Origin of the sequence: Amycolatopsis sp. lyj-109 (assembly GCF_046548995.1) — a bacterium.
Classification (GTDB): domain Bacteria; phylum Actinomycetota; class Actinomycetes; order Mycobacteriales; family Pseudonocardiaceae; genus Amycolatopsis.
On the sequence record NZ_JAJPWR010000024.1, the window covers coordinates 61,922 to 86,088 of the forward strand.

18 protein-coding genes are annotated in these 24,167 nt (G+C 70.8%); 8 read left to right on the plus strand and 10 right to left on the minus strand.

The genetic code is table 11. From position 1 onward, the window contains the following. Positions 1 to 30: 30 nt before the first annotated feature. Entirely contained in the window at positions 31 to 1,662 is a 1,632-nt protein-coding gene (locus ACLJQF_RS38480) for a tannase/feruloyl esterase family alpha/beta hydrolase (RefSeq protein WP_410615212.1), read from the minus strand. Between the two features lie 148 nt (positions 1,663 to 1,810). Between ACLJQF_RS38480 and ACLJQF_RS38485 the strand changes: the two genes are divergently transcribed. Continuing rightward, the gene (locus ACLJQF_RS38485) at positions 1,811 to 6,127 is read left to right on the plus strand and encodes a GH92 family glycosyl hydrolase (RefSeq protein WP_410615213.1); all 4,317 of its coding nucleotides are present in this window, start codon (positions 1,811 to 1,813) and stop codon (positions 6,125 to 6,127) included. A gap of 97 nt (positions 6,128 to 6,224) precedes the next feature. On the opposite strand, the gene ACLJQF_RS38490 is transcribed toward ACLJQF_RS38485, so the two are convergent. Continuing rightward, positions 6,225 to 7,172 carry a helix-turn-helix transcriptional regulator gene (locus ACLJQF_RS38490; RefSeq protein ID WP_410615214.1) on the minus strand — a complete coding sequence of 316 codons (948 nt, stop codon included), beginning with the start codon at positions 7,170 to 7,172 and terminating at the stop codon, positions 6,225 to 6,227. 93 nt (positions 7,173 to 7,265) lie between these two features. On the opposite strand from ACLJQF_RS38490, the gene ACLJQF_RS38495 reads away from it, so the two are divergent. The 3 genes from ACLJQF_RS38495 to ACLJQF_RS38505 all read left to right on the plus strand — a co-directional run bounded on the left by ACLJQF_RS38495 (position 7,266) and on the right by ACLJQF_RS38505 (position 12,960). Next, a complete protein-coding gene (locus ACLJQF_RS38495; protein WP_410615266.1) occupies positions 7,266 to 7,661 on the plus strand; it encodes a RidA family protein in 396 nt (131 codons plus the stop codon). Between the two features lie 80 nt (positions 7,662 to 7,741). Then, complete coding sequence (locus tag ACLJQF_RS38500; protein WP_410615215.1) at positions 7,742 to 10,879, plus strand: GH92 family glycosyl hydrolase; 3,138 nt, start codon at positions 7,742 to 7,744, stop codon at positions 10,877 to 10,879. Then, on the plus strand, positions 10,876 to 12,960 hold the full coding sequence (locus tag ACLJQF_RS38505; protein ID WP_410615267.1) for an FUSC family protein: 2,085 nt from the start codon (positions 10,876 to 10,878) through the stop codon (positions 12,958 to 12,960). The genes ACLJQF_RS38500 and ACLJQF_RS38505 overlap by 4 nt, the downstream gene beginning before the upstream one ends. 66 nt (positions 12,961 to 13,026) lie before the next feature. Here ACLJQF_RS38505 and ACLJQF_RS38510 read toward each other — a convergent pair whose 3' ends face one another. The 3 genes from ACLJQF_RS38510 to ACLJQF_RS38520 all read right to left on the minus strand — a co-directional run bounded on the left by ACLJQF_RS38510 (position 13,027) and on the right by ACLJQF_RS38520 (position 15,184). Next, positions 13,027 to 13,656 carry a DUF4360 domain-containing protein gene (locus ACLJQF_RS38510; protein ID WP_410615216.1) on the minus strand — a complete coding sequence of 210 codons (630 nt, stop codon included), beginning with the start codon at positions 13,654 to 13,656 and terminating at the stop codon, positions 13,027 to 13,029. Between the two features lie 243 nt (positions 13,657 to 13,899). Then, on the minus strand, positions 13,900 to 14,751 hold the full coding sequence (locus ACLJQF_RS38515) for an LLM class F420-dependent oxidoreductase (protein WP_410615217.1): 852 nt from the start codon (positions 14,749 to 14,751) through the stop codon (positions 13,900 to 13,902). Between the two features lie 28 nt (positions 14,752 to 14,779). After that, on the minus strand, positions 14,780 to 15,184 hold the full coding sequence (locus ACLJQF_RS38520; RefSeq protein WP_410615218.1) for a nuclear transport factor 2 family protein: 405 nt from the start codon (positions 15,182 to 15,184) through the stop codon (positions 14,780 to 14,782). A 95-nt stretch (positions 15,185 to 15,279) separates the two neighbouring features. On the opposite strand from ACLJQF_RS38520, the gene ACLJQF_RS38525 reads away from it, so the two are divergent. Both ACLJQF_RS38525 and ACLJQF_RS38530 read left to right on the plus strand, forming a co-directional pair. Further along, the gene (locus tag ACLJQF_RS38525; RefSeq protein ID WP_410615219.1) at positions 15,280 to 15,711 is read left to right on the plus strand and encodes a MarR family winged helix-turn-helix transcriptional regulator; all 432 of its coding nucleotides are present in this window, start codon (positions 15,280 to 15,282) and stop codon (positions 15,709 to 15,711) included. A 228-nt stretch (positions 15,712 to 15,939) separates the two neighbouring features. Further along, positions 15,940 to 16,926: a malate dehydrogenase gene (locus tag ACLJQF_RS38530; protein ID WP_410615220.1), complete on the plus strand. Its 987-nt coding sequence runs from the start codon at positions 15,940 to 15,942 to the stop codon at positions 16,924 to 16,926. 71 nt (positions 16,927 to 16,997) lie between these two features. Here the strand turns inward: ACLJQF_RS38530 and ACLJQF_RS38535 are convergent, their stop codons facing one another. After that, entirely contained in the window at positions 16,998 to 17,324 is a 327-nt protein-coding gene (locus tag ACLJQF_RS38535; RefSeq protein WP_410615221.1) for a hypothetical protein, read from the minus strand. A gap of 198 nt (positions 17,325 to 17,522) precedes the next feature. Here ACLJQF_RS38535 and ACLJQF_RS38540 point away from each other — a divergent pair, with 198 nt between their 5' ends. Then, positions 17,523 to 18,104, plus strand: coding sequence for a ClpP family protease (locus ACLJQF_RS38540; RefSeq protein WP_410615222.1), 582 nt, complete (start codon positions 17,523 to 17,525; stop codon positions 18,102 to 18,104). Between the two features lie 118 nt (positions 18,105 to 18,222). Here ACLJQF_RS38540 and ACLJQF_RS38545 read toward each other — a convergent pair whose 3' ends face one another. The 4 genes from ACLJQF_RS38545 to ACLJQF_RS38560 all read right to left on the minus strand — a co-directional run bounded on the left by ACLJQF_RS38545 (position 18,223) and on the right by ACLJQF_RS38560 (position 23,094). After that, the gene (locus ACLJQF_RS38545; protein WP_410615223.1) at positions 18,223 to 20,277 is read right to left on the minus strand and encodes a M3 family metallopeptidase; all 2,055 of its coding nucleotides are present in this window, start codon (positions 20,275 to 20,277) and stop codon (positions 18,223 to 18,225) included. A gap of 92 nt (positions 20,278 to 20,369) precedes the next feature. Continuing rightward, positions 20,370 to 21,077, minus strand: a complete 708-nt coding sequence (locus ACLJQF_RS38550; protein ID WP_410615224.1) for a histidine phosphatase family protein — start codon at positions 21,075 to 21,077, stop codon at positions 20,370 to 20,372. Positions 21,078 to 21,212: 135 nt separating this feature from the next. Then, the gene (locus tag ACLJQF_RS38555; protein ID WP_410615225.1) at positions 21,213 to 22,055 is read right to left on the minus strand and encodes an undecaprenyl-diphosphate phosphatase; all 843 of its coding nucleotides are present in this window, start codon (positions 22,053 to 22,055) and stop codon (positions 21,213 to 21,215) included. A gap of 1 nt (position 22,056) precedes the next feature. Continuing rightward, on the minus strand, positions 22,057 to 23,094 hold the full coding sequence (locus ACLJQF_RS38560) for an LLM class F420-dependent oxidoreductase (protein ID WP_410615226.1): 1,038 nt from the start codon (positions 23,092 to 23,094) through the stop codon (positions 22,057 to 22,059). Between the two features lie 86 nt (positions 23,095 to 23,180). On the opposite strand from ACLJQF_RS38560, the gene ACLJQF_RS38565 reads away from it, so the two are divergent. After that, positions 23,181 to 24,149 (plus strand): aldo/keto reductase, encoded by a 969-nt coding sequence (locus tag ACLJQF_RS38565; RefSeq protein ID WP_410615227.1) that lies wholly within the window; start codon positions 23,181 to 23,183, stop codon positions 24,147 to 24,149. Positions 24,150 to 24,167 lie beyond the last annotated feature (18 nt).

The following is a 24,167-nucleotide window of genomic DNA, read 5'->3' on the forward strand; positions in this document are numbered from 1 at the left end:
TAGCGACGACACCGGAACCCGCGGCGGCGTTTACGGCGCGACCGGTCCCGGGATGGCGTGCAGCTTCTCCCCGGCCCAGTGGACGACGTCCCGGACCGGCGAGGCCGGCGGCGCGGGCCGGAAGTTGGCGGCGTCGTCGATGCTGCCGGTGCCGTCGTAGACCGCCCGCTGCGGGTAGGCGAACACCGGCCGGGTGCGGGTGACGGTGCCGTCGGCGTCGCGGCCGGTCGTGGTGACCACGGTGGGCGTGGTGCCGCGTTCGACCCAGGCGACCAGCTGCTTGAGCGGGTCGAATTCGGTGAGCGTGGTGCCGCCGCCGCAGTGGTAGAGGGACGGGACCATGAACAGCCGCGCCCAGTCCTGCGGGCGGCCCTGGGTGAGCCGCTGGTAGTAGTCGAGGGTGCCGGCCGGCGGGATGGCTTCGTCGGCCCAGCCGTGCCAGAGCAGCAGCTTGCCGCCGCGGCGCTGGAACGCCGAGAGGTCGAGGCTCATCGCGTCGTAGCGGACGCCGACCGGGGTGAGCCGGTCGAACTCCGCCTTGGTGAAGCCGAACGTGTCGACCGTCGAGGCCGGGGCGCCGATCGGGTAGCCGAGGTAGCGCAGGTAGTTGTCGGCGAGGTTGCGGGCGAAGGCGGTCCCGTCGGTTTCGGGGGTGGCGATGATCCACCCGGCCCAGGACAGCTCGGATCCGGGCAGCTGGCCGCCGGGGTAGAGCCGGGTGCCGCGGGCGTCGGTGGGCGGCGAGTACAGCTTGCGGACCACGGCGGCCTGGGCCGGGGTGAGGCAGGACGGCGTCTCGGCGCCGGTGCAGGTCAGCGTCGCCGGGTCGAAGCGGCAGGCGCGCGGGTCGTCGAGCTGGCCGTCGGCGAGCCCGTCGAGGCGGTCACAGGCGGCGAGCACGGCGTCGTGCAGGGCGGGCAGCTTGGCGGCGGTGAGGATCGGGCTGCCGTCGGCGGCGCTGTTCACCCGCGCGAGCCAGGTCTGGTAGACCCCGAGCAGCGGGCCCCAGTAGTTCGCGGGCGCGCCGGCGTCGATGCCGTCGAAGTCCGCCGGGTAGCGCTGGGCGAGCAGCAGGCCTTCGCGGCCGCCGTCGGAGCAGCCGGAGAAGTAGGACTTGCGCGGCGGAGCGCCGTAGAAGGCCTGGATGATCCCTTTCGAGGCGCGCGAGACGACGTGGGGTGCGCGGAACTCGAAGTCGTTGCGGGCGGCCTGATCGGTGGCGCCCCAGCGGCCGTCGTCGACGACGGCGGGGGTCGTGCCGACGTGGCCGTCGTCGGTGGTGGCGACCGCGACGTCGCCGCCGTGGGGCAGGCCGCAGTCGGCGAAGGCGGGCGGGTTGACCAGGCCGCAGAAGCCGCCGCAGCCGTACTGCAGGTAGCGCCCGGCGTAGGTCTTGGTGGGCAGGCGCAGCTCGAACCGGACGGCGGGTTCGACGTAGCCCTTGACGCCGCAGTATTCGGGATCGGTTCCGGTGGCTGCGACGACGGCCGCCGAGGTGACGTGGGTGGCCGCGCCCGGGAGGGTGAATCCGCGGACCAGGTCGGCGCAGGCGGTCACCGGCCGGACGGTCGATTCCGGCGCGGCGGGGGCCGCAGCCGGGGTGAACGTGGTGGTGGCGAGCGTGAGTGTGGCAATGGCGGTGAAGATCCTGAACGTTCTCATCGGGCCCCCGTTTTCCGCGTTGTCTGATTCCGGTCAGGTTTGGCGAGCGGTCTTGACATCGATGTCACCCGCGCGTTTCCCTTCGTTGGCGCCGCCGGTCCCCGCCCGCGCGGCGCTGCTGAATCCGCCCTCCGAGCTTGGAGCAACGATGCCCCGAAGCGCCAGACCGCCGGTCGCATTCCTGGTGACCGCCGCCGTGGTCGCCGCCGGCCTGGTCGCCCTCCCCGCGGCCTCGTCCGCCGCCGAAGACGCCCTTCCCGCCGACTTCTCGTCCTCCTTCGAGCCCGGCGATGTCCAGCCGACGTGGACCGACACGGTCGACACCGACGCGGCGGGCAAGCCGCGCGCGTCCGGGATCAACGGCGCGAACGGCACCGCGATCCCCGGCGACATCCGCGGCAAGGTGACCGAGACCGGCGCCAGCAGCGAGAACAGCGGCGGCGGCGAGGTCGTGTCGAACCTCGTCGACGGCACCACCGACACCAAGTGGCTGTCCTGGGACCCGACGGCGTGGGCGCAGATCACGCTGTCGGAGCCGACGTCGATCACGCACTACGCGATCTCCTCGGCCAACGACTTCGCCGAGCGCGACCCGAAGGACTGGACGCTGCAGGGCTCGAACGACGCGAGCGCCTGGGCCGACCTGGACAAGCAGTCCGGCCAGGCGTTCGCCGAGCGGTTCCAGCAGAAGGACTACAAGCTGGCCGCGCCGACCCCGGCGTACAAGTACTTCCGGCTGACCATCACCGCCAACAACGGCGGCCCGATCCTGCAGCTGTCGGAGCTGCTGCTGGCCAACGACGAGCCGGCCCCGCCGCCGCTGCCGAACATGCGCAGCTTCACCGACTCCGGCCCGACCAGCGGGTACACGAACAAGAACCGCGTCGGCTTCACCGGGCTCAAGGCGTTCCGCTACTCCGGCAGCCAGACCGCGCAGGGCCACGGCTGGTCCTACAACAAGGTCTTCGACGTCGACGTCCCCGTCGTGCCCTCGACCGAGCTGTCGTACAAGGTCCAGCCGCAGTTCATCACCGGCGACCTGAAGTACCAGAGCACGAACGTGGCGATCGACCTCGTCTTCACCGACGGCACCCGGCTGCGCGACCTCGGCGCGACCGACCAGTACGGGTTCCCGCTGACGCCGGAGGGCCAGGGCAAGAGCAAGGTCCTCTACACCAACCAGTGGAACCTGGTGCGCTCGGCGATCGGCACGGTCGCCAAGGGCAAGACGATCGACCGGATCCTGGTCGGCTTCGACAACCCGGACGGCCCCGGCTCGCTGCAGGGCTGGCTCGACGACGTCAAGATCTCCGCGACGCCGACCCCGCCGGCCAGCACCCGCCCGACCGACAACGTCCTCACCACGCGCGGCACGATGGCCAACGGCACCTTCTCCCGCGGCAACAACTTCCCGGCCACGGCGGTGCCGCACGGGTTCAACTTCTGGACCCCGGTGACCGACGCCGGGTCGAACAGCTGGCTGTACAACTACAGCACCCAGAACAACGCCGACAATCTGCCGGCGCTGCAGGCGTTCAGCGTGAGCCACGAGCCGAGCCCGTGGATGGGTGACCGGCAGAGCTTCCAGGTGATGCCGTCCGCGGCGGCCGGGGTGCCGGACGCCAACCGCGACAAGCGGGCGCTGGCGTTCAAGCACAGCGACGAGACCGCGCGGGCGCACTACTACGGCGTGCAGTTCCAGAACGGGATCAAGACCGAGATCGCCCCGACCGACCACGCGGCGGTCATGCGGTTCGCCTTCCCGGGTGCGGACTCGAGCCTGATCTTCGACAACGTCAACAACTCCGGCGGCCTGACCCTCGACCCGGCGACGGGCACGCTGAGCGGGTTCACCGACGCCAAGAGCGGCCTGTCGGCCGGCGCGGGCCGGATGTTCGTCTACGCCACCTTCGACAAGCCGGTCTCCGCGGGCGGCAAGCTCACCGGGCAGGGCCGCGACAACGTCACCGGCTACCTGCGGTTCGCCGCCGGCGCCGACAAGACGGTGACCATGCGGATCGCGACGTCGCTGATCAGCGTGGACCAGGCGAAGGCGAACCTGGCGCAGGAGATCGCGCCGGAAGCGACCTTCGACTCCGTCCGCGACGCCGCGCAGCGCACCTGGGACGACCAGCTGAAGGTGATCGAGGTCGAGGGCGCGTCGAAGGACCAGCTCACGACGCTCTACTCGAACCTCTACCGGCTGTTCCTCTACCCGAACTCCGCGTTCGAGAACACCGGCACGAAGGAGAAGCCGAAGTACCAGTACGCCAGCTTCGTCTCGCCGAAGACCGGGGCGGACACCCCGACGCAGACCGGGTCGAAGATCGTCGACGGCCAGACCTACGTCAACAACGGGTTCTGGGACACCTACCGCACGACGTGGCCGGCGTATTCGCTGCTCACGCCGGAGATGGCCGGGAAGATGGTCGACGGGTTCGTGCAGCAGTACCGCGACGGCGGCTGGATCTCGCGGTGGTCCTCGCCGGGCTACGCCGACCTGATGACCGGCACCAGCGCCGACGTCGCGTTCGCCGACGCCTACCTCAAGGGCGTCAAGAACTTCGACGTCAAGTCGTTCTACGACGCGGCGCTGAAGGATGCGACGGTGACCCCGCCGAACAACGCGGTCGGCCGCAAGGGCGTGGACCAGGGCATGTTCCTGGGCTACGCGCCGAACACCGCCGACCACGGGTTCTCGTGGTCGATCGAGGGGTACGTCAACGACTACGGCATCGCCAACCTGTCGAAGAAGCTCTACGACGAAGCCCCGGCGAGTGACCCGCGCAAGCAGGAGTACCTCTCGAACTACGAGTACTTCACCAGCCGGGCCCAGCAGTACGTGAACCTGTTCGACCCGAGCGTCGGGTTCTTCCAGGGCCGGGACGCGGCGGGCAAGTTCAGCCGGTCGCCGCAGGACTACGACCCGCGGGTGTGGGGCATCGACTACACCGAGACCAACGGCTGGGGCATGGCGTTCTCCGTGCCGCAGGACGGTCAGGGCCTGGCGAACCTCTACGGCGGCAAGGCGGGCCTGGCGAAGAAGCTGGACGCGTTCTTCGCCGACCAGGAGACCGCCAACTTCCCGGGCACCTACGGCGGGGTGATCCACGAGATGCGGGAGGCCCGCGACGTCCGGATGGGCCAGCTCGGCCACTCCAACCAGGCCTCGCACCACACGCTCTACATGTACGACTACGCGGGCCGGCCAGCCAAGACGCAGGAGAAGGTCCGCGAAGCGCTCTCGCGGCTCTACACCGGCAGCGAGATCGGCCAGGGTTACGCGGGTGACGAGGACAACGGCGAGCAGTCGGCGTGGTGGACGTTCAGCGCGCTGGGCTTCTATCCGCTGCAGATGGGCAGCCCGGACTACGCGATCGGGTCGCCGCTGTTCAAGAAGGCGACGATCCACCTGGCCGGCGGCAAGGACCTGGTGATCAACGCGCCGAAGAACAGCGCGAAGAACGTCTACGTCCAGGGTGTGAAGGTCAACGGCAAGGCGTACTCCTCGACGTCGCTGCCGCACGAGCTGATCACCCGCGGCGGGAAGATCGACTTCGACATGGGCCCGAACCCCTCGTCGTGGGGCACCGGCCCGAACGACGCGCCGAAGTCGATCACCACGGGCGACGCCGCCCCGGCGCCGCTGCACGACGAGACCGGCCCGGGCCGGGGGACGCTGTCCACTTCGGACGGCTCCGATGCGGGCGCGCTGGTGGACAACACCTCGCGCACCCAGGCCGCGGTCACCGGGGCCGTGCAGTACCAGCTGAACAACACCGACGAGGCCGTCACGAACTACACGCTGACGTCCCAGACCGGTGCGGGCGACCCGAAGAGCTGGGTGCTGAAGGGCTCCTACGACGGCAAAACCTGGGCGGTGGCCGACCGGCAGGAGAACCAGGCGTTCAGCTGGCGGCAGCAGACCCGCGCGTTCAAGGTGGCCGACCCGGCGCACTACGCCTACTACCGGCTCGAGGTGACCGCGACCAGCACCGGCGCCCCGGCGCAGCTGGCCGAGTTCGAGCTGCTGGGCAAGCCGGACGCGGCGTGCACTCGGACGATCACGGGGACGCAGTCCGGTCCGCTGTCGGTCACTTCGGGCACGGTGTGCCTGCAGGACGCCACGGTGTCGGGTCCGGTCACGGTCGCTCCGGGCGCATCGCTGGTGGTGCGGGGCGGTTCGGTGAAGGGACCGCTGGCCGCGACGGGTGCGGCTCAGGTGGTGCTGAACCGCACGAAGGTGGGCGGTCCGGTGGCGATCACCGGGGCGACCGGCCAGGTGTCGATCGAGCTGACCGACATCGGCGGCCCGGTGGCGCTGACCGGCAACCACGGGCCGGTGCTGACGTGGAGCACGGTCGGCGGCCCCCTGGCGTGCGCGGTGAACAACCCGGCCCCCACCGACCACGACCTGCCGAACACGGTCCGCGGCCCAGTCGCCGGGCAGTGCACGAAGATGTAGTCCCGGGCGATCGCCCTCGGGTGGGCACTTTCACGTGAAAGTGCCCACCCGAGGCCGGGGCACTTTCACGTGAAAGTGCCGCCCTTCGGCCGTGCGGTTAGGACGTGTCGTTGTAGCGGGTGGCGATCGCCGTGGCCCGGGCGTGCAAGGCCGTGCGCAGCGAGTGGGGGGTGAGGGCTTCGGCGTCCGGGCCCAGCTGCCACAGCGCCCACTCCGCATGCCACGCGTCCTGGTAGGTGACCTCGAACCGCAGCCAGCCGGATGCCTCGGGCTCCTCCGCGCGGACCGCCACCGCCGCGTTCAGCAGGTCTTCCCGGCGGGCCGGGCGCACCCGGACCCGCACCGTGAGGTGGCCGTCGGCCAGGAACCCGGCGCAGCGTTGCCGCCAGATGCGGTCCAGGTCGACCTCGCCCGGCCGTTCGGCCGGTTCGGGAAGTTCCTCGGCGGCCAGGATCCGCGACAGCCGGTAGGTCCGGTCCGCGCCCGCTCTGGTCGCCAGCAGGTAGCCGCGGTCGCGGACGGTGACCAGGCCGATCGGGTCCACGGTGCGCCACCGCGGCTCCCGGCCGGTGGCCGCGTAGTGGATCCGCAGCCGGTGGCCGGCGAGGACCGCGCGGCGGACCTCGAGCATCGTCGAGTGGTCCACCTCCTCGACGACGGGACGGCGGGAGAGCAGGTCCGTCTCGGGTTCGACGAGGAACCGCTCGGCGGTGGCCACCTGCGTCTCGGGCAGGGCGTCGGCGACCTTGCGCATGGCCGAGGCCAGCGCCGGGCCGAGCCCGAAAGCCCGCCCGGTGGTCATCAGGGCCAGGGCCTCGTCGTGGTTCAGCCCGGTGAGCTCGGTCCGGAAACCGGGCAGCAGCGCGAACCCGCCGTGCCGGCCGCGTTCGGCGTAGACCGGGACGCCCGCCGCCGACAGCGCGTCGATGTCGCGCAGCACCGTGCGGGTCGACACCTCCAGCTCGCGGGCCAGGACGTCCGCGGTCAGCCGGCCGCGCCGGCGCAGCAGCAGCAGCACCAGGGAAACCAGCCGGTCGGCACGCACCTCGAAACCGTAGCGAATACCCGACACAGGATGTCGTGATTGCCCGGAAAGCTCCCCGTCGCAGCAATCGCAACGAACGGAGCTGAAGTGACACTGGAACGAACGGCGGTCAACCCGGTGACGTGGTCCCTGGAACTGGGCTTCAACCAGGGGGAGGTCGTCTCCGGGCAGACCCGCACCCTGTACTGCTCGGGACAGACGTCGATGGACGCCGAAGGCAAGCCCCGGCACGAGGGGGACATGGCCGCCCAGCTCGCGCTGAGCCTGGATAACCTGGAGGCCGTGCTCGCCGAGGCCGGCATGTCCCTGGCCAACCTGGTCCGGCTGAACGTCTACACCACCGACGTCGACGGGCTGTTCCCGCACTACGGCGTGCTGGCGGCGCGGCTGGGCGCCGCCGGGGTGGCCCCGGCCACGACGATGCTCGAGGTGAGCCGGCTGGCGGTCCCGGGCCAGCTGGTCGAGCTGGAGGGCACCGCCGTCGCGTAGAAAGGACACTGCTGCCCGCCCCGGTGCGGGCAGCAGTGTTTCAGCACGCTGCGCCGTTCGGCGGCCGTTACGGTAAGCGCATGTCCGACGCGGTGTTCTTCTCCTCCTTCGAAACCGGTGACCCGCAGCCGGTGGACCCCGGCCTGCACGTCGGCGGCGGCCCGGAGCGCTCCCCCACGGCCAAGACCGGCGTCGGCTTCACCGGCACCCACGCCCTGCGCTACACCGCCCGGCCCCGCGCCGTCCTGTTCGAACTCGACGCGCTCGTCACCGGCCGCACCGAGCTGTCCTACGTGGTCTTCCCGGTGGCCGACGGCGAGATCCCCGCCTACCACGCCACCCGCGTCAGCCTCGACGTCGAGTTCGCCGACGGCACCTCCGCCGGGTTCGACCCGGTGGACGACAAGACGCTGTGGGTGGACCAGTGGAACCTCGTCCGCCGCCCGCTGGGGGCCTTCGCCGGGCGCCGGATCAGCCGGATCGTGCTGCGCACCGCCTCCCCCGACGACGACGTCACCGGCTGGCTCGACGACGTCCGGATCGCCGAACGCCCCGAGCCGCCGCGCGACGCGGTCGACTGCGTCCGCACCACCCGCGGCACGCACTCCAGCGGCGACTTCTCCCGGGGCAACAACTTCCCGGCCACCGCCGTGCCGCACGGGTTCAACTTCTGGACCCCGGTCACCGACGCCGGCGTGACCAACTGGCTCTACTCCTACCACCGCCACAACGACGAGCAGAACCGTCCCGCGCTGCAGGCGTTCGCACTGTCGCACCAGCCGAGCCCGTGGATGGGCGACCGGCACACCTTCCACCTCATGCCCGGCACCGGTCCGGTGCAGCCCGACCGCCGCAAGCGCGCACTGGCCTTCAGCCACGAGGACGAGACCGACTCGCCGCACCACTACGGCGTCCGGTTCGCCAACGGGATGACCGCCGACCTCGCGCCCACGTCGCACGCGGCGATCATGCGGTTCACCTTCCCCGACAAGCACGGCTGGCTGCTGTTCGACAACGTCGGCAACCGCGGCCGCCTCCGCCTGAACGCCGACACCGGCGTGATCACCGGGTACACCGGAGTCCGCAGCCGGCTTTCCGCCGGGGCGCGCCGGATGTTCGTCTACGCCGTGACCGACGCCCCGGCCACCCGCGGCGCCAAGGTCCGCTTCCCGCCGTGGCGGCGGGTCTCGGGCTACTTCGAGTTCGACGGCCCCGACGTCACGCTGCGGATCGCGACGTCGCTGATCAGCCTCGCCCAGGCCAAGCGCAACCTGGAGCTGGAGATCCCGGCCGGGACGACGGTCGAGGAAGTAGCAGCCCAGGCGAGAGGGTTGTGGCAGGACGAGCTCGGCCGCGTCGAGGTCGAAGGCGCCACCGAGGACCAGCGGACCACGCTGTACTCGAACCTCTACCGGCTGTTCCTGTACCCGAACATCGCGCACGAGAACACCCCGAAGGGGATCCGGCACGCCAGCCCGGTCGTGCGCCGGTGGTGGCCGAGCACCCGCCGGCGGACCGGCGCGAAGGTCGTCGACGGCGAAATGTACGTCAACAACGGCTTCTGGGACACCTACCGCACCACCTGGCCCGCCTACGCGCTGCTCACGCCGGAACGCTGCGGGCGGATGATCGACGGCTTCGTCCAGCAGTACCGCGAAGGCGGCTGGATCTCCCGCTGGTCCTCCCCCGGCTACGCGGACCTGATGACCGGCACCAGCTCGGACGTCGCCTTCGCCGACGCCTACCTCAAGGGCGTCCGCGACTTCGACGTCGAGGCCGCCTTCGATGCCGCGCTGAAGAACGCCACCGTGACCCCGCCGCGCCGCGCGGTCGGCCGCAAGGGCCTCGAAGAGTCGATCTTCCTCCACTACACGCCGGTGTCGGTCCACGAAGGACTGTCCTGGGCGCTGGAAGGCTGCATCAACGACTTCGGCCTGGCCAACCTCTCCGGGGCACTTTCACGTGAAAGTGCCCCGGAGCAGGCCCGGGCGTATGGCGACTACGCCGCCTACTTCCGCGAGCGCGCCAAGCACTACGTCCACCACTTCGACCCGGCGATCGGCTTCTTCCAGGGCCGCCACCGCGACGGCCGCCGCAAGTTCGCCCCCGAGGGCTACGACCCGGCCGCCTGGGGCGGCGACTTCGTCGAAACCAACGCCTGGAACACCGCCTTCACCGCGCCGCACGACGGCCCCGGCCTCGCCGCCCTCCACGGCGGCACCGAAGGACTCGAAGCCAAGCTCGACACCTTCTTCGCCACCCCGGAGACCGGACGGCGGCCCGGCGCGTACGGCGGCCTGATCCACGAGATGACCGAGGCCCGCGACGTCCGGATGGGCCAATACGGCCACTCCAACCAGCCGTCCCACCACATCCCCTACGTCTACCACCACGCCGGCGCGCCCGCGAAGACCCAGGCCGTCGTGCGGGAGGTGCTGCGGCGGCTCTACCTCGGCAGCGACATCGGCCAGGGCTACCCTGGCGACGAGGACAACGGCGAGATGTCCGCCTGGTACGTCTTCAGCGCGCTGGGCTTCTACCCCCTCGCCGTCGGCAGCCCGCGCTACGCCATCGGCTCACCGCTGTTCGAGAAGGCGACCGTGCACCTGGGCGAAGGCCGGAAACTGGTCGTCCACGCGCCCGGCAACACCGGCGAGACCGTCTACGTCCGCGGGCTCACGGTCAACGGCGAACCGCACGATGCCACGTCGATCGCCCACGCCACCCTCGCCGCCGGCGCCGAGCTCGTCTTCGACCTGACGACCGAACCGACCGACTGGGGCGCCCCGCCGCCACCCGCCGAGCACCCGGCCCCGGTCACCGACCTGACCGGCACCGCGACCAGCTCCGACGGCACCAAGATCGGCGCCCTGTTCGACGACACCACCCGCACCCAGGTCACCTTCCGCAGTGCCACCCCGGAGATCGAGTTCACCGTCACCGGCGAACCCCGCGAAGTCACCATGTACACGCTGACGTCCGGTGATCGTCGCGGCGACGCGAGCGCGTGGGTGCTGGAAGGCTCCGACGACGGCACCGAGGACGGCACCGGCTGGACCACGCTCGACGAACGCGACGGCGAACTGTTCCGCTGGCGCCGCCAGACCCGCCCGTTCGTCCTCGCCACCCCGGCCGCACACGCCCGCTACCGGCTGCGGATCACCGCCACCCGCGGCCGCCGCGCCACCCTCGCCCAATGGGAGCTCCTCGCCCGATGAACCAGTTCCGCACCGCCGCCCTCGACCGGCTCGCGGCGGCCGACCCCGGCCTGGTCCGGTTGCGGCTGGCCGGCTCCGCCGTCCTCGGCATCGTCCTCGCCGTGGTCGCGCTGCTGCCCGCGCACGTCCCGCTCACCGTCACACTCGTCGGCGCCATCGCCGCGATGATGACGGCGTTCACCGTCAACGACCCGACCCCGGGCGGCCAGGCCGTCACGCTGGTCCTGGCCTTCCTCACCGGCGCCGCGTCGATCACCGTCGCCAGCCTCGGCTCGGGACTGGCACCGCTCGACAGCATCGTGTTCGTCCTGCTGATCTTCGTCGCCGTCTATGCCCAGCGCTTCGGCGCCCGCGGTACCGCACTCGGCTCGATCGCCTTCTTCCTGTTCTTCTTCCCGATGTTCCTGCAAGCCCACGTCAAGCAGGTGCCGCAGCTGCTGATGGCGCTCGGCGTCGGCGTCCTCGCCAACGCCGTCGTCCGGTTCGTCCTGTTGCGGCACAACGCCGCGGCCGAGTTCCTGCGCGTGCGCCGCGCCTTCCGGGCCCGCCTCGGCGCCGTCGTCCGCGCCACCGAGGCCTACCTCGCGGTCAACGGCAGCGAGCGCACCCGCAAGCAGCTGCGCTCGGCGCTGGCACGGCTGCACGAATGCGTGCTGCTGATCGAGGACGCCGCCCCCGACGTCGTGGACGCCCGCGCCGCCGACCGGCTGCGCCGCCGCGCCATCGAGGTCGAGCTCGCCGTCGGCTGGCTGACGATCACCGTCCAGCGCACCTGCTCGGTCGAACTCACCGCCGAGGTCCGCGACGACCTGATCGCCCGGCTCGCCCGCTTCCGCGCCCTGATGGAACGCGACCCGCGGGAACTACCGCTGATCAGCGAGACCGGCGAATACAGCCGGATGCTCGTCGAAGGCAGCCGGATCGACGAACACGCCGCGCCCGGCGACGGCGTCCGCAAGGCACTAGCCGAACTGGCGCTCGCCGACGACCGCGCCCAGCGCGCCGCCACCCCGGAGTACACCGAGGACCCGCTCGAAGAGGACGACGCCGAGCCGGCACCGAAGTTCGCCTACGACAACCGGACCCGCAGCGCGATCCAGGCCGTCGTCGGCGGCGGGCTCGCCGTGCTCGGCGGCACCCTCGTCTCCCACCAGCGCTGGTACTGGGCCGTGCTCACCGTCTTCGTCGTGTTCATCGGCGCCTCCAGCGCCGGCGCGACCTTCGTCAAGGGCGTCCGCCGCCTCGGCGGCACGCTGATCGGCATCGTCGGCGGCGTCCTGCTCGCGGTGGGAGTCGGCGGCAACACCGCGGCCACCCTCGGCCTGATCCTCGTGTGCGTGTTCGGGATGGTCTACACCGCGCGGGTCTCCCAGGTGGTGATGGCGTTCTTCGTCACGAGCATGCTCGGCCTGCTCTACAGCCTGCTCGGCACATTCAGCCTCGAAGTGCTCTGGATCCGCGTCGCCGAGACCGCTGTCGGGGCCGCCGCCGGCATCCTCGCCGCGGTCGTCATCGTCCCGGTCCGCACCCGCGCGGTGATGCTCGACGACATCGCCGCGGTGCTCGACGACCTCGAAGAGTTCCTCGAGCACACCTGCGGCCTCCTCGCCGGCGAGGAGAACGTCAACATCATCGAGCTCTCCCGCGACCTCGACCGCAGCGTCGAGCAGGTCCGCACCACCATCGAACCGCTGACCCACCCCGTGAACCTGCGCAGCGCCCGCCGCGACTACGGCTGGCACGTGCTCACCACCCTGGAAACCATCGCCTTCCGCGCCCGCCACGTCGCCGCCCGCGCCCAGCCCGGCCAGCTCACCGGCGCCGACGCCGACCGGCTCCGCCGGTTCACCGGACGGCTGCTGGCCAACATCGACGTCCTCCGCACCGCGCTCGACGCCCCGGGTGGCCCCACACCCGGCACGCTCGTGCGCGACGACGGCACACCCGTCTCCGACCGCGTCGAAGCGGCCGAAACCCGGGCCGTCCTCTCCAGCCTCAGCCACCTCGACGAAGCCCTCGTCTCCCTCGGCCGCGTCTTCGGCGTCGAAGCCACCGATCCCCGGACCCCGGCGAAGCCCTGACCGGGGCCGGAGCGGCGCGGCTGTCGACCGCGCCGCCCCTCTGGACCTCCGGTCACCCGGAGCCGATCACGGACAGGACAACCACGCGAAGTGGTACGTGGTGGTGATGCTGCCGTCGGTCGAGTCCATCGTGACGTAGCTGGTCGTCTTCTTCGGGTCGGACGTGCCGGCCGCGGCGCGCAATTCGGTGTTGATGTTCAGGTTGCGTTCCTCGCCGCAGGGCTTGAACACGATCGCCCCGACTTCCGTCTTGTCGGTGAAATGCCAGTCGTCTTCGAACGCCCCGGTCAGCGGGTGTTGAATGTAGGCTGTCGGGGAATTGCCCTGGAAATAGTAGTTCGCTCTTTCCAGGCCGGTCGCGCCGCGTTCCAGGTGGGCGAATCCGCGGTAGTCGGCCTGCGCGATTCCGTACGTGAAGCCCTGCGGCACGTGCACCCGCAGGCCGATCTGGCAGTTCTTCCGGGCGTCCAGCGGCCCGGCACCGACCCCGACCAACGCCGTGTAGGCGCTATAGGTCACGGTGAACGCGGTGTTGTCCTGCGAAACCGCGACCGCGGACGTGCCGAGCGGGCAGCCCGTGCCGATGGCGTTCACGACGTCGATGACGATTTTGTCAGGCGGCGGAGGAGTGTTCCACGAATGCGGGGCGACCACTGAGGACAGCGCCATTACGGCAGCAACGACCGCAGACAGCATCGGAATCCTTCCCAATACATTCAAATTGGGGACGGGGGCCGGACCATGGTAGCGGAAGGATCATGGAAGCAAACCCCGCTGAACGGAGCAACGCTGCACAGACGTCCCACCAAGCGGCATTGCTCACGTTTCGACAATTTTCACAAGTTCCATTCCAGGGGGCGTGAATAAATGCGCGGAGAAAACGATTTCGCGCCCCCGCTCCCCCGGCGACCGCCCACGATCACCCGCGTGACGTCCGGCTCAGCCGATCAACGCCGCCGCCCGCCCCAGCGTCTCCACCCCCGCCACCGGCCACGGACCGGCAGTGATCACCACCGCATGATCGATGCCCCACCCGGCGAACTCCGCACAGCGCCGCGCGAACGACTCCGCCGACTCACCGGGCGCCAGCCGGGTGCTGATCGTCTTCTCGATCTCCCCGTAGGGCCGCCCCACCTCGTCGCAGTGCCGCCGGAGGACGGCGAGCTTGTGCCGCACCGTCCGCCCGCCGTCCGGGATGTCGAACACGTTGCACGCGTCGGCGTAGCGGGCCACCAGCCGCAGCGTGCGCCGCTCCCCCGCACCGCCGACGAGGATCGGCGGCCGCCGCACCGGCCGCGGGTTCCCGATGGGACGCTCGAGCCGGTAGTACTCGCCTTCGAACGGCGACTCGTCACCCGCCCACATCCGCAACGCCAGCCGGACGGTCTCCTCCATCCGCGCGAACCGCTCACCCACCGGCGGGAACGGCAGGCCCATCGCCCGCGCCTCCCCGTCGTGGTGGCCGGCACCGATACCGAACCGGGCCCGCCCGCCGGACAGGACGTCCAGCGTCGTGACCGCCTTGACCAGCAGCGCCGGCGGCCGGAACGTCACGGCCGAGACCATCGTGCCCAGCCCGATCCGGGCGGTCCGGCCGGCCAGGAAGCCCAGCGTCGTGTAGGCCTCGAGCATGGCCGAGTCCGCGGTGCTGTGCGGGTCGGCCTGCAGGAGATGATCGGCCACCCATAGGGTGTCCAGCCCGGCGTCCTCGGCCGCCACCGCGACCGCCCCGAGCTCGTCGGTCAGCTTGTCCGGCCACGAGAAGTCCGTGACCCCGATGCTCAGCCGCATGATTGCTCCCGCCGGTCCGGTTCGACGCTCACGGCCGCGGCCCACCGGGAGCGAACGGCGGCGGGCCGCCGATCGGGCTCAGGTGGATCCCGGCCAGCCGCCACCGGTCGTCCTCGCGGACCAGCACGTGCGTCGCGCGGAAGCGGCCGCTCGCCGGGTTTCCCTGGTGGGTCGCGACCTGCTCGTGCACGCCGATCGCGATCGCGGTGGCGCCGAAGCTTCGGACCTCGACCTCGGCCCAGTCCAGCTTCTCGGTCACCAGCGCGCCGCCGTCGTAGCGCGCCAGCCACTGGTCACGGTCCAGCACGAACCCCAACGGCCCGACCAGGCGGAACCCGTCGGTCGCCAGGCCCGCCAACGTCGAGGTGTCGCCACGTTCCTCCGCCGCGGCCCACACCCGGCCGAATTCGCGGACCTGCTCTTCGGTGCTCATCGTGTTCCCCTTCCGTTCGATGCCTCAACATTAGAAGTCTAACCGTTAGATGTCAAACGCTTAGACTTCTCGGCATCTGCGCTAAGGTCACCGACGTGCCAGCACCCACCACCGCCCCCATCGGCGTCATCCTCGCCCGCACCGCCAAAACCGCAGGCCGCGCCTTCGACCACGCCCTCGCCGCCGCCGGCGGCTCCCAGCCCGTCTGGCAGATCCTCATCTCCCTCAAAACCACCCCCGCCGCCAACCAGCGCGAACTCGCCGACACCGTCGGCATCCAAGGCGCCACCCTCACCCACCACCTCAACGGCATGGAAGACGCCGGCCTCGTCACCCGCCGCCGCGACCCCGCCAACCGCCGCGTCCACCTCGTCGAACTCACCAACGACGGCGAACAGCTCTTCCTCAAGCTCGCCTCGGCCGCCATCGCCCACGACGAACGCATGCGAAAAGGCCTCTCCGACGCCGAGATCGCCCAGCTCGCCGACCTCCTCCGCCGCCTCGCCGCCAACGTCGCCGACAGCTGAAAAGCGCGCAGTGACAACCGGGGCTCCGCCCCGGGCCGGGGGCTCCGCCACCCGGACCCCCGAAAAGCGAGCTGTGACAACCGGGGCTCCGCCCCGGGCCGGGGGCTCCGCCACCCGGACCCCCGAAAGCGATCCGCGCAACAGTGACTGGACGCACCCGACCCGCAACGCCCAGGAGGGATAGGCTCCACAGCACTAGCCAAAGTCGTCTCAAGCTGGAGAACCGCAATGACCCAAGCCCCAGTCAACGTGACCGTCACCGGCGCCGCCGGCCAGATCGGCTACGCGCTGCTCTTCCGCATCGCGTCCGGTCAGCTCCTCGGCCAGGACGTCCCGGTGAAGCTGCGGCTCCTCGAGATCCCGCAGGCGGTCAAGGCGGCCGAGGGCACCGCCATGGAACTCGAAGACGGCGCATTCCCGCTGCTGGCCGGCACCGACATCTTCGACGACCCCAAGCAGGCCTTCGAAGGCACCAACATCGCCCTCCTCGTCGGCGCCCGCCCCCGCAGCAAGGGCATGGAGCGCGGCGACCTCCTCGAAGCCAACGGCGGCATCTTCAAGCCCCAGGGCGAAGCCATCAACGCCGGCGCCGCCGACGACATCAAGGTCCTCGTCGTCGGCAACCCCGCCAACACCAACGCCCTCATCGCCCGCTCGCACGCCCCCGACGTGCCCGCCGACCGCTTCACCGCGATGACCCGCCTCGACCACAACCGCGCCCTCGCCCAGCTCTCCAAGAAGCTCGGCGTCCCCGTCACCGAGCTCAAGAAGCTCGCCATCTGGGGCAACCACTCCGCCACCCAGTACCCCTCGGTCCAGCACGCCGAATTCGGCGGCAAGAGCGTCGCCGACGCCGTCGACCAGGCTTGGCTCGAAAGCGACTTCATCCCCACCGTCGCCAAGCGCGGCGCGGCCATCATCGAAGCCCGCGGCCTCTCCTCCGCCGCCTCGGCCGCCTCCGCCGCCATCGACCACGTCCACACCTGGGTCAACGGCACCCCGGCCGGCGACTGGACCTCCGCCGCCGTCGCCTCCGACGGCTCCTACGGCGTCCCCGAAGGCCTCATCTCGTCCTTCCCGGTCACCGCCGAGAACGGCCAGTACAAGATCGTCCAGGGCCTCGAGATCGACGACTTCTCCCGCGCCCGCATCGACGCCTCCGTCGCCGAACTCGTCGAGGAACGCGACACCGTGCAGAAGCTCGGCCTCATCTGAAGCTGAGCCACCCGAACGAAGAAGGGGCCGCCGTCACCACGTGACGGCGGCCCCTTCTCGTACCCGGACGCTCAGGCAGCCAGCAGATCCGTCCGCGCCTGCAGCAACGCCTCGGCACTCAGACCGCCCCGCACACCCCCGACCTCACCGGTCAGATCATCGCGCGGCTCGGCGTAACCACCGGCCACCCCGGCACCGTAGGCCGCAGCCGTCGCGGCGATGAAAGCCAGCCCGAACCCGGCGGCCTTCCCGAACGCCCGCGCACCCGCGTGCGTAGTCACTTTCGCCGCCGCGGCCGCCGTGGCGGCCGCGCAGCTCACCGGCGTCACCGGAAACTCGACCTGCAAACGAACGAGCGTGCCGGCTTGTGCGCCGGCGGCTTCTTCGATCCTGTTCATCGCTGTCCTCACGGTTGGGGCCGACTCGAGCACGCCCGACGCTAGCTCCGCACCCCGGACCCCACATCCACCTATTTGACGAGGACACCGCGGGTTCAGAGATCCGCGGAACAGACTCTCCGCATCGCCTGAAGCGAACACCGCACGCTCACAGCGAAACCGCCGCCACCCGGCGATCTTCGGCCCTACCGTCGCCCCATGACCCTTCTCGCCGTACCCGACCTGCAGACCCCCGGCCAAGCCCCCCACGACTCGGTCTACGAACAGCTCCTGCGCGACCGCATCGTCTTCCTCGGCTCCGAAGTCAACGACGAAGTCGCCAACCGGATCGTCGCCCAGCTGCTCCTGCTCGCCGCCGACGACCCCGCCAAGGACATCACCTTCTACATCAACTCACCCGGCGGCTCCGTCACCGCCGGCATGGCCATCTACGACACCATGCAGCTCGTCAAACCCGACGTCTCCACCTGGGGCCTCGGCTTCGTCGCCTCCATGGGCCAGTTCCTGCTCTCCTCCGGCACCCCGGGCAAGCGCTACCTGCTGCCCAACACCCGCATCGTCATGCACCAGCCCTCGGCCGGCATCAGCGGCCCCGCCGCCGACATCGCCATCCAGGCCGAGGTTTTCGGCAGGATGAAACGCCGCATCGCCGAAATCACCGCACGCCAGACCGGACAGACCGTCGACCGCATCACCACCGACGCCGACCGCGACCGCTGGTTCGACGCGGACGAAGCCCTTACCTACGGGTTCGTCGACCACATCGTGACCGGCGGCTGACCTTCCCCGTCGTTGCTGTTCTTCGTGCGAAAAGGTGCCCGGGCGATTTTCTTGAAAGATCGCCCGGGCGTATAGGCCGTTATACACTTGGAGAGATCACCAGAGTGATCGGGTTGTTTCAGACCCCGCCGAGGCCTCGGCGGGCCAGGAGCGGCTCGATCTCGGGGTCGCGGCCTCGGAAGGCGCGGAATGCGTCCATGGGGTCGATGCTGCCGCCGCGGCCGAGCAGTGTGCGGCGGAAGTGGTCGCCGTTGGCGCGGGTCAGTCCCCCGTTGTCGCGGAACCATTGGACGGTGTCGGCGTCGAGGACTTCGCTCCAGATGTAGGAGTAGTACCCGGCGCTGTAGCCGCCGCTGAAGATGTGGGCGAAGTAGGTGGTGCGGTAGCGGGGTGGGATGGCGTCGACGGCCACGCCGGCTTTCACGAGCGCTTCCGTTTCGAACCGCTGCACCTCCTCTACCCGGTCGTCGACGCCGAGGCCGTGCCAGGCCTGGTCGAGCAGGGACGCCGCGAGGTATTCGGTGGTGGAGAACCCTTCGCCGTACTGCTGGGCGGCGAGCAGCTTGTCGACCTGCTCTTGCGGCAGGGCCTCGCCGGTCTCGTGGTGCTTCGCGTAGTGGGCGAGGACTTCCGGCCACAGCATCCACATCTCGTTGACCTGTGAGGGGTACTCGACGAAGTCGCGGGGGACGTTGGTGCCGGAGAAGGTCGGGTAGCGGACCGCGGAGACCAGCGCGTGGAGGGCGTGGCCGAACTCGTGGAACGCGGTGACGAGTTCGTCGAAGGTGAGCAGCGTCGGCTCCCCCGCCGGCGGTTTGTTCACGTTGAGGACGTTGACCACGACCGTCCGGCGGCCGAGCAGCTCGGATTGGTCGACGAAGGTGTTCATCCAGGCGCCGCCGCGTTTGGCGTCGCGGGTGTAGAGGTCGAGCAGGTACAGGCCCAGCGGGGTGCCGTCGGCGTCGAAGACCTCGAAGGTCCGGACTTCCGGGTGGTACTTGGGCAGGTCGTCGCGTTCGGTGAAGGTCAGGCCGTACAACTTGGTCGCGGCGAAGAAGACGCCGTCGAGGTACACGCGGTCGGCCTCGAAGTACGGGCGCAGTGCCTCGGTGTCGACCTCGAAGCGCTCGCGGCGGACCTGGGCGGCGTAGAACGGCCAGTCCGACGGCCGCAGTTTCGCACCCGGCACGTCGGCTTCCAGCAGCTGCTGGAGTTCGGCGGCTTCGGCGCGGGCGTTCGCGACCGCGGCGGGCGCCAGCCGTTCCAGCAGCCCGGCGGCGGCTTCGGCGGTCTTCGCCGTCTCGTCGGCGATGACGTACGCGGCGTGGTTGGGGTAGCCGAGCAGGGCGGCCCGTTCCGCGCGCAGGCGCACGATCTCGGCGACGACGGTGTTGTTGTCGAGATCGTTGCCGCGGTTGCCCCGGGCCATCGACGCGGTGTGGATGCGCTCGCGGACGTCGCGGTTGCGCAGGGTCTCCAGCGGTGAGGCCTGGCTCGTCGGCAGGCTCAGCGTGAGCACGTACTTGCCGTCCTCGCCGCGCGCGGACGCCGCTTCGGCCGCGGTGGCGATCGCGCCTTCGCCGAAGCCGTCGAGCTCGGCGCGTTCGTCGATGACGACGGCGAGCTCGTTGGTGTCCTTGAGCAGGTTCTGCTGGAACGTGGTCTGCAGGGTGGAGAGCTGCTCGTTGAGCTCGCGCAGGCGGGTCTGTTCGGCCTCGCCGAGGCCGGCGCCGGCCCGGCTGAAGTCGGTGTGCCGCCGTTCCAGCAGCCGCAGCGACTCCTCGTCGAGGCCGAGTTCGCCGCGGCGCCGGTGGAGGGCGTCGATCCGGGCGAACAGCTGCGGGTCGAGGTGGATGGCGTCGTGGTGGGCGGCCAGCTTCGGCGCGAACTCCGCCTGGATGGCCTGGATCTCGTCGGTGCTGTTGGAACCGGACAGGTTGTAGAACACGCTCGCCACCCGGCCGAGCAGCTCGCCGGCGCGCTCGAGGGCCACGATGGTGTTCTCGAACGTCGGCTCGGCGTCCTGGGCCGCGATCTGCTCGATCTCCGCCGCGTGCTCGGCCAGCCCGGCCTCGAACGCGGGCCGGTAGTGCTCGTCGGAGATCCGGTCGAAGGGCGGCAGGGCGTAGGGCAGCTCGCTGGGTGCGGCGAACGGATTGTCCGGCGAAATCATCGGGCAGGCTCCTGGTCGGGGACAACACTCGGTCCCGCCACCCTACGGGGTCCCCCGGTGTCGATGTCAGCGCTTTCCGGAGGTGGCCGGGGTCACCGGCCCGTGGTACCGCCCACGACCGCGTCGCTGCTCGGCGTGGCCTTCTTGCCGCGCTTCGGCTTGGGTTCCGGCGGCACGATGCCGCGCAGGTCGCCGCCGGGGTCGTTGACCCGCATCACGAAGGGCCGGGTCTCGGTGTAGCGCACGACCGAGATGGACGCCGGGTCGACGACGATCCGCTGGAAGGCGTCGAGGTGCTGGCCGAGCGCGTCGGCCAGGATGGACTTGATGACGTCGCCGTGGCTGCACAGCAGCCAGACGGCGTGGTCGCCGTGCTCGGCGGTGATCCGCCGGTCGTGGGCGCGGACCGCGGCCACCGAGCGTGCCTGCATCGCCGCGAGCCCTTCGCCGCCGGGGAACACCGCGGCCGAGGCGTGCCCCTGCACGACCCGCCAGAGCGGCTCCTTCGCCAGGTGCTTGAGCTCCTTGCCCGTCCAGTCGCCGTAGTCCACTTCGGACAGCCCGGGCTCGACGACCTTGTCGAGGCCGCGGGCGGCGGCCAGCGGGCCGACCGTCTGCTTGCACCGCAGCATGGGCGACACGACGAGCCCGGCCAGCGGCACGCCGTCGAGGCGTTCGACGAGCTTGTCCGCCTGGGCGCGCCCGGTGTCGTCGAGGTTGACCTTCGGGGACCGGCCGGCCAGGACGCCGGATCCGTTGGCCGTCGATTTGCCGTGCCGGAGCAGAATGACCGTACTCACGAGCCCCACCCTACGTGGGGACCGATCACCCGGACGCCCCTACCGCACTGGTCGTGAGTGGTAATTAGGGTTAGAACCCTAATTACCACTCACGACAAGCCGCGGCAGACCTGCCATCAGCTGGTCAGTGGCTGGTCAGTGGCCGACCGGCCCGGCGTTCGGGTCGAGCGCGCCGGTGAAGATCAGCACGAACAGCAGCACGCCGAGGACCAGCCGGTACACCACGAACGGCACGAAGCTGCGCTTCTTGATGTAGGCCATCAGCCACGCGATCACGATGTACCCGACGCCGAAGGCGACCAGCGTGGCCAGGATCGTCGGACCCCACTGGGCAGGCACGTTGCCCGAGCCGATGTCCTTGAGCTTGTACACCCCCGAGCCGAACACCGCCGGCAGCGCCAGCAGGAACGAGTACTCCGCTGCCTCCGCGCGGGTGTAGCCGAGCAGCAGGCCCGCGCTGGTGGTGCCGCCCGAGCGGGACACGCCGGGGATCAGGGCCAGTGCCTGCGCGAAGCCGAACCCGAGCCCGTGCGGCACGGTCAGGTCGTCCAGCGTGCGGTCCTGCTTCCCGATCCGGTCGGCGATCAGCAGGATCACGCCGAACACGATGAGCACGGTCGCGGTGATCCGCAGGTCGCGGAACGCGCTGTCGATCTGGTCCTGCAGCAGCAGCCCGAGCACCACGATCGGCAGCGAGCCGACGATGATCAGCCAGCCCAGCCGGGCGTCCGGGTCGCGGCGCCACTCTGCCTTGTACAGCGAGAAGAACCAGGCCCGCAGGATCTTCCCGATCTTCGGCCCGAAGTAGATGATCACCGCCAGCTCGGTGCCGATCTGGGTGACGGCGGTGAACGCCGCGCCCGGGTCGTCCCAGCCGGCCAGCGCCGCGACGATCCGCAGGTGCGCGCTCGAGGAGATCGGGAGGAACTCGGTGAGGCCCTGGACGAGGCCCAGGACCAGTGCTTCGAACCAGCCCACGTCAGGCCACCCCCGCCAGGTCCAGGGCCTCGACGGCCGTGCGCAGGGCTGCGGCCGGTTCCGGCGTGTACGGCGACACCGACAGGGTGGTCACGCCGGCTTCGGCGTATTCGGTCATTTTCTCCGCGATCCGTTCCTTCGGGCCCAGCAGCGACGTCGCGTCGAGGAACTCCGGCGGTACCGCCGCCATCGCCCCCACCCGGTCGCCGGCCAGGTACTTCTCCTGCACTTCGGCGGCCTCGGCCGCGAATCCCATCCGGCACGCCAGCCGGTTGTAGAAGTTCTTCTCCTTGCTCCCCATCCCGCCGAGGTAGAGCGCCGCGTAGCCGCGGACGGCGTCCGCGCAGGTCCGCCAGTCGTCGCCGGGCACCAGCGGCACGGACGGGACGACGTCGAAGCCGTCCAGGCTGCGGCCGGCCCGCTCGGCACCGGCGCGGACGTGGGCCAGCTGCTCCCCCGCGTGGGCCGGCGAGAAGAACACCGGCAGCCAGCCGTCGGCGATCTCCCCGGCCAGCTCCAGGTTCTTCGGGCCGATCGCGGCCAGGTAGAGCGGGATGTGCTTGCGGGCCGGGCGGACGGTCAGCCGCAGCGCCTTGCCCGGGCCGTCCGGCAGCGGCAGCGTGAAGTGCTCGCCCTCGAACTTCAGGCGTTCCCGCCGCAACGCCGTCCGCACGATCTCGGCGTACTCGCGCGTGCGGCTCACCGGCGAGGCGAAGCGGACGCCGTGCCAGCCCTCCGACACTTGCGGGCCGGACACGCCGAGACCGAGCCGGAACCGGCCGCCCGACAGCGTGTCGAGCGTCGCGGCGGTCATCGCCGTCATCGCCGGGGTGCGGGCCGGGATCTGCAGCACGGCGGCACCGACGTCGATCCGCGTCGTCTGCGCCGCGATCCACGAGAGCACGGTCACCGCGTCCGAGCCGTAGGCCTCCGCGGCCCACACGACCGCGTAGCCGAGTTCGTCCGCCTGTTTCGCCAGGGCCAGGTTCGCGGGGTCGTTCCCCGCTCCCCAGTAGCCGAGATTGAGTCCGAGTCGCACGGGGCCAGACCCTAACGGGGGCCTTGATCGCGACACGACTCACCTTGGTCTCCTCCGGACGGGGCAGCCCACTAGGCTCGGCGGTCGTGGAAAAGCGACTGCTCGGCCGCTCGGGACTGCGCGTCTCCCGGATGGCGCTCGGCACCATGACCTGGGGTGGCGACACGGACGCGGAGGAGGCGGCCAGCCAGCTGGTCGCCTTCGTCGACGCCGGCGGCACCCTGGTGGACACGGCCGACATCTACGGCGAAGGCGAGAGCGAGCGGGTACTCGGCTCGCTGCTCGGCGACCTCGTGCCCCGCGACGACGTCGTCCTCGCGACGAAGGCCGTCGCCAAGCGCGACGACGGCCCCTTCGGCGGCGGCGCCTCGCGCGGCGCGCTGCTCACCGCGCTCGACGGTTCGCTCAAGCGGCTCGGCACCGACCACATCGACCTGTGGCAGCTCCACGCCTGGGACGACTGCGTCCCGCTCGCCGAGACGCTCTCCGCGCTCGAGTACGCCGTGACCAGCGGGAAGGTCCGGTACGTCGGCGTCTCGAACTACGCGGGCTGGCAGCTGGCCACCGCGACCGCCGGTGCCTCGGCGCTCGCGCCGATCGTGTCCACCCAGGTCGAGTACTCGCTGCTGGAGCGCGGGGTGGACCGCGAGGTCGTGCCCGCGGCCGAACACCACGGGATCGGCCTGCTGCCGTGGGCGCCGCTGGGCCGGGGTGTGCTGACCGGCAAGTACCGCACCGGCACGCCCGCCGACTCCCGCGGCGCGAACAGCGCCTACGCCGGCTACGTCGAGCACCACCGCACCGACCGCGCCGCCCGGATCGTGCAGGCGGTCGCGACCGCCGCCGACGGCCTCGGCACGTCGCCGCTCGCGGTGGCCCTGGCCTGGGTCCGCGACCGGCCCGGCGTCGTCGCCCCGGTCGTCGGGGCCCGCGACACCGGCCAGCTCACCGGCTCGCTGACGGCGGAGGCCATCACCCTCCCGCCCGCCATCCGGTCCGCACTCGACGACGTCAGCGCGATCGAGGTCGGCTACCCCGAACGCTGGCCGCGGTGAGCGCCAGGTGTCTGTTCG

Coding starts and splice junctions, on each gene's coding strand:
- ACLJQF_RS38540 (WP_410615222.1), top strand. CDS start 17,523: ATGACCCTTCTCGCCGTACCCGACCTGCAGACCCCCGGCCAAGCCCCC.
- ACLJQF_RS38505 (WP_410615267.1), top strand. CDS start 10,876: ATGAACCAGTTCCGCACCGCCGCCCTCGACCGGCTCGCGGCGGCCGAC.
- ACLJQF_RS38510 (WP_410615216.1), bottom strand. CDS start 13,656: ATGCTGTCTGCGGTCGTTGCTGCCGTAATGGCGCTGTCCTCAGTGGTC.
- ACLJQF_RS38545 (WP_410615223.1), bottom strand. CDS start 20,277: ATGATTTCGCCGGACAATCCGTTCGCCGCACCCAGCGAGCTGCCCTAC.
- ACLJQF_RS38500 (WP_410615215.1), top strand. CDS start 7,742: ATGTCCGACGCGGTGTTCTTCTCCTCCTTCGAAACCGGTGACCCGCAG.
- ACLJQF_RS38515 (WP_410615217.1), bottom strand. CDS start 14,751: ATGCGGCTGAGCATCGGGGTCACGGACTTCTCGTGGCCGGACAAGCTG.
- ACLJQF_RS38530 (WP_410615220.1), top strand. CDS start 15,940: ATGACCCAAGCCCCAGTCAACGTGACCGTCACCGGCGCCGCCGGCCAG.
- ACLJQF_RS38535 (WP_410615221.1), bottom strand. CDS start 17,324: ATGAACAGGATCGAAGAAGCCGCCGGCGCACAAGCCGGCACGCTCGTT.
- ACLJQF_RS38480 (WP_410615212.1), bottom strand. CDS start 1,662: ATGAGAACGTTCAGGATCTTCACCGCCATTGCCACACTCACGCTCGCC.
- ACLJQF_RS38485 (WP_410615213.1), top strand. CDS start 1,811: ATGCCCCGAAGCGCCAGACCGCCGGTCGCATTCCTGGTGACCGCCGCC.
- ACLJQF_RS38520 (WP_410615218.1), bottom strand. CDS start 15,184: ATGAGCACCGAAGAGCAGGTCCGCGAATTCGGCCGGGTGTGGGCCGCG.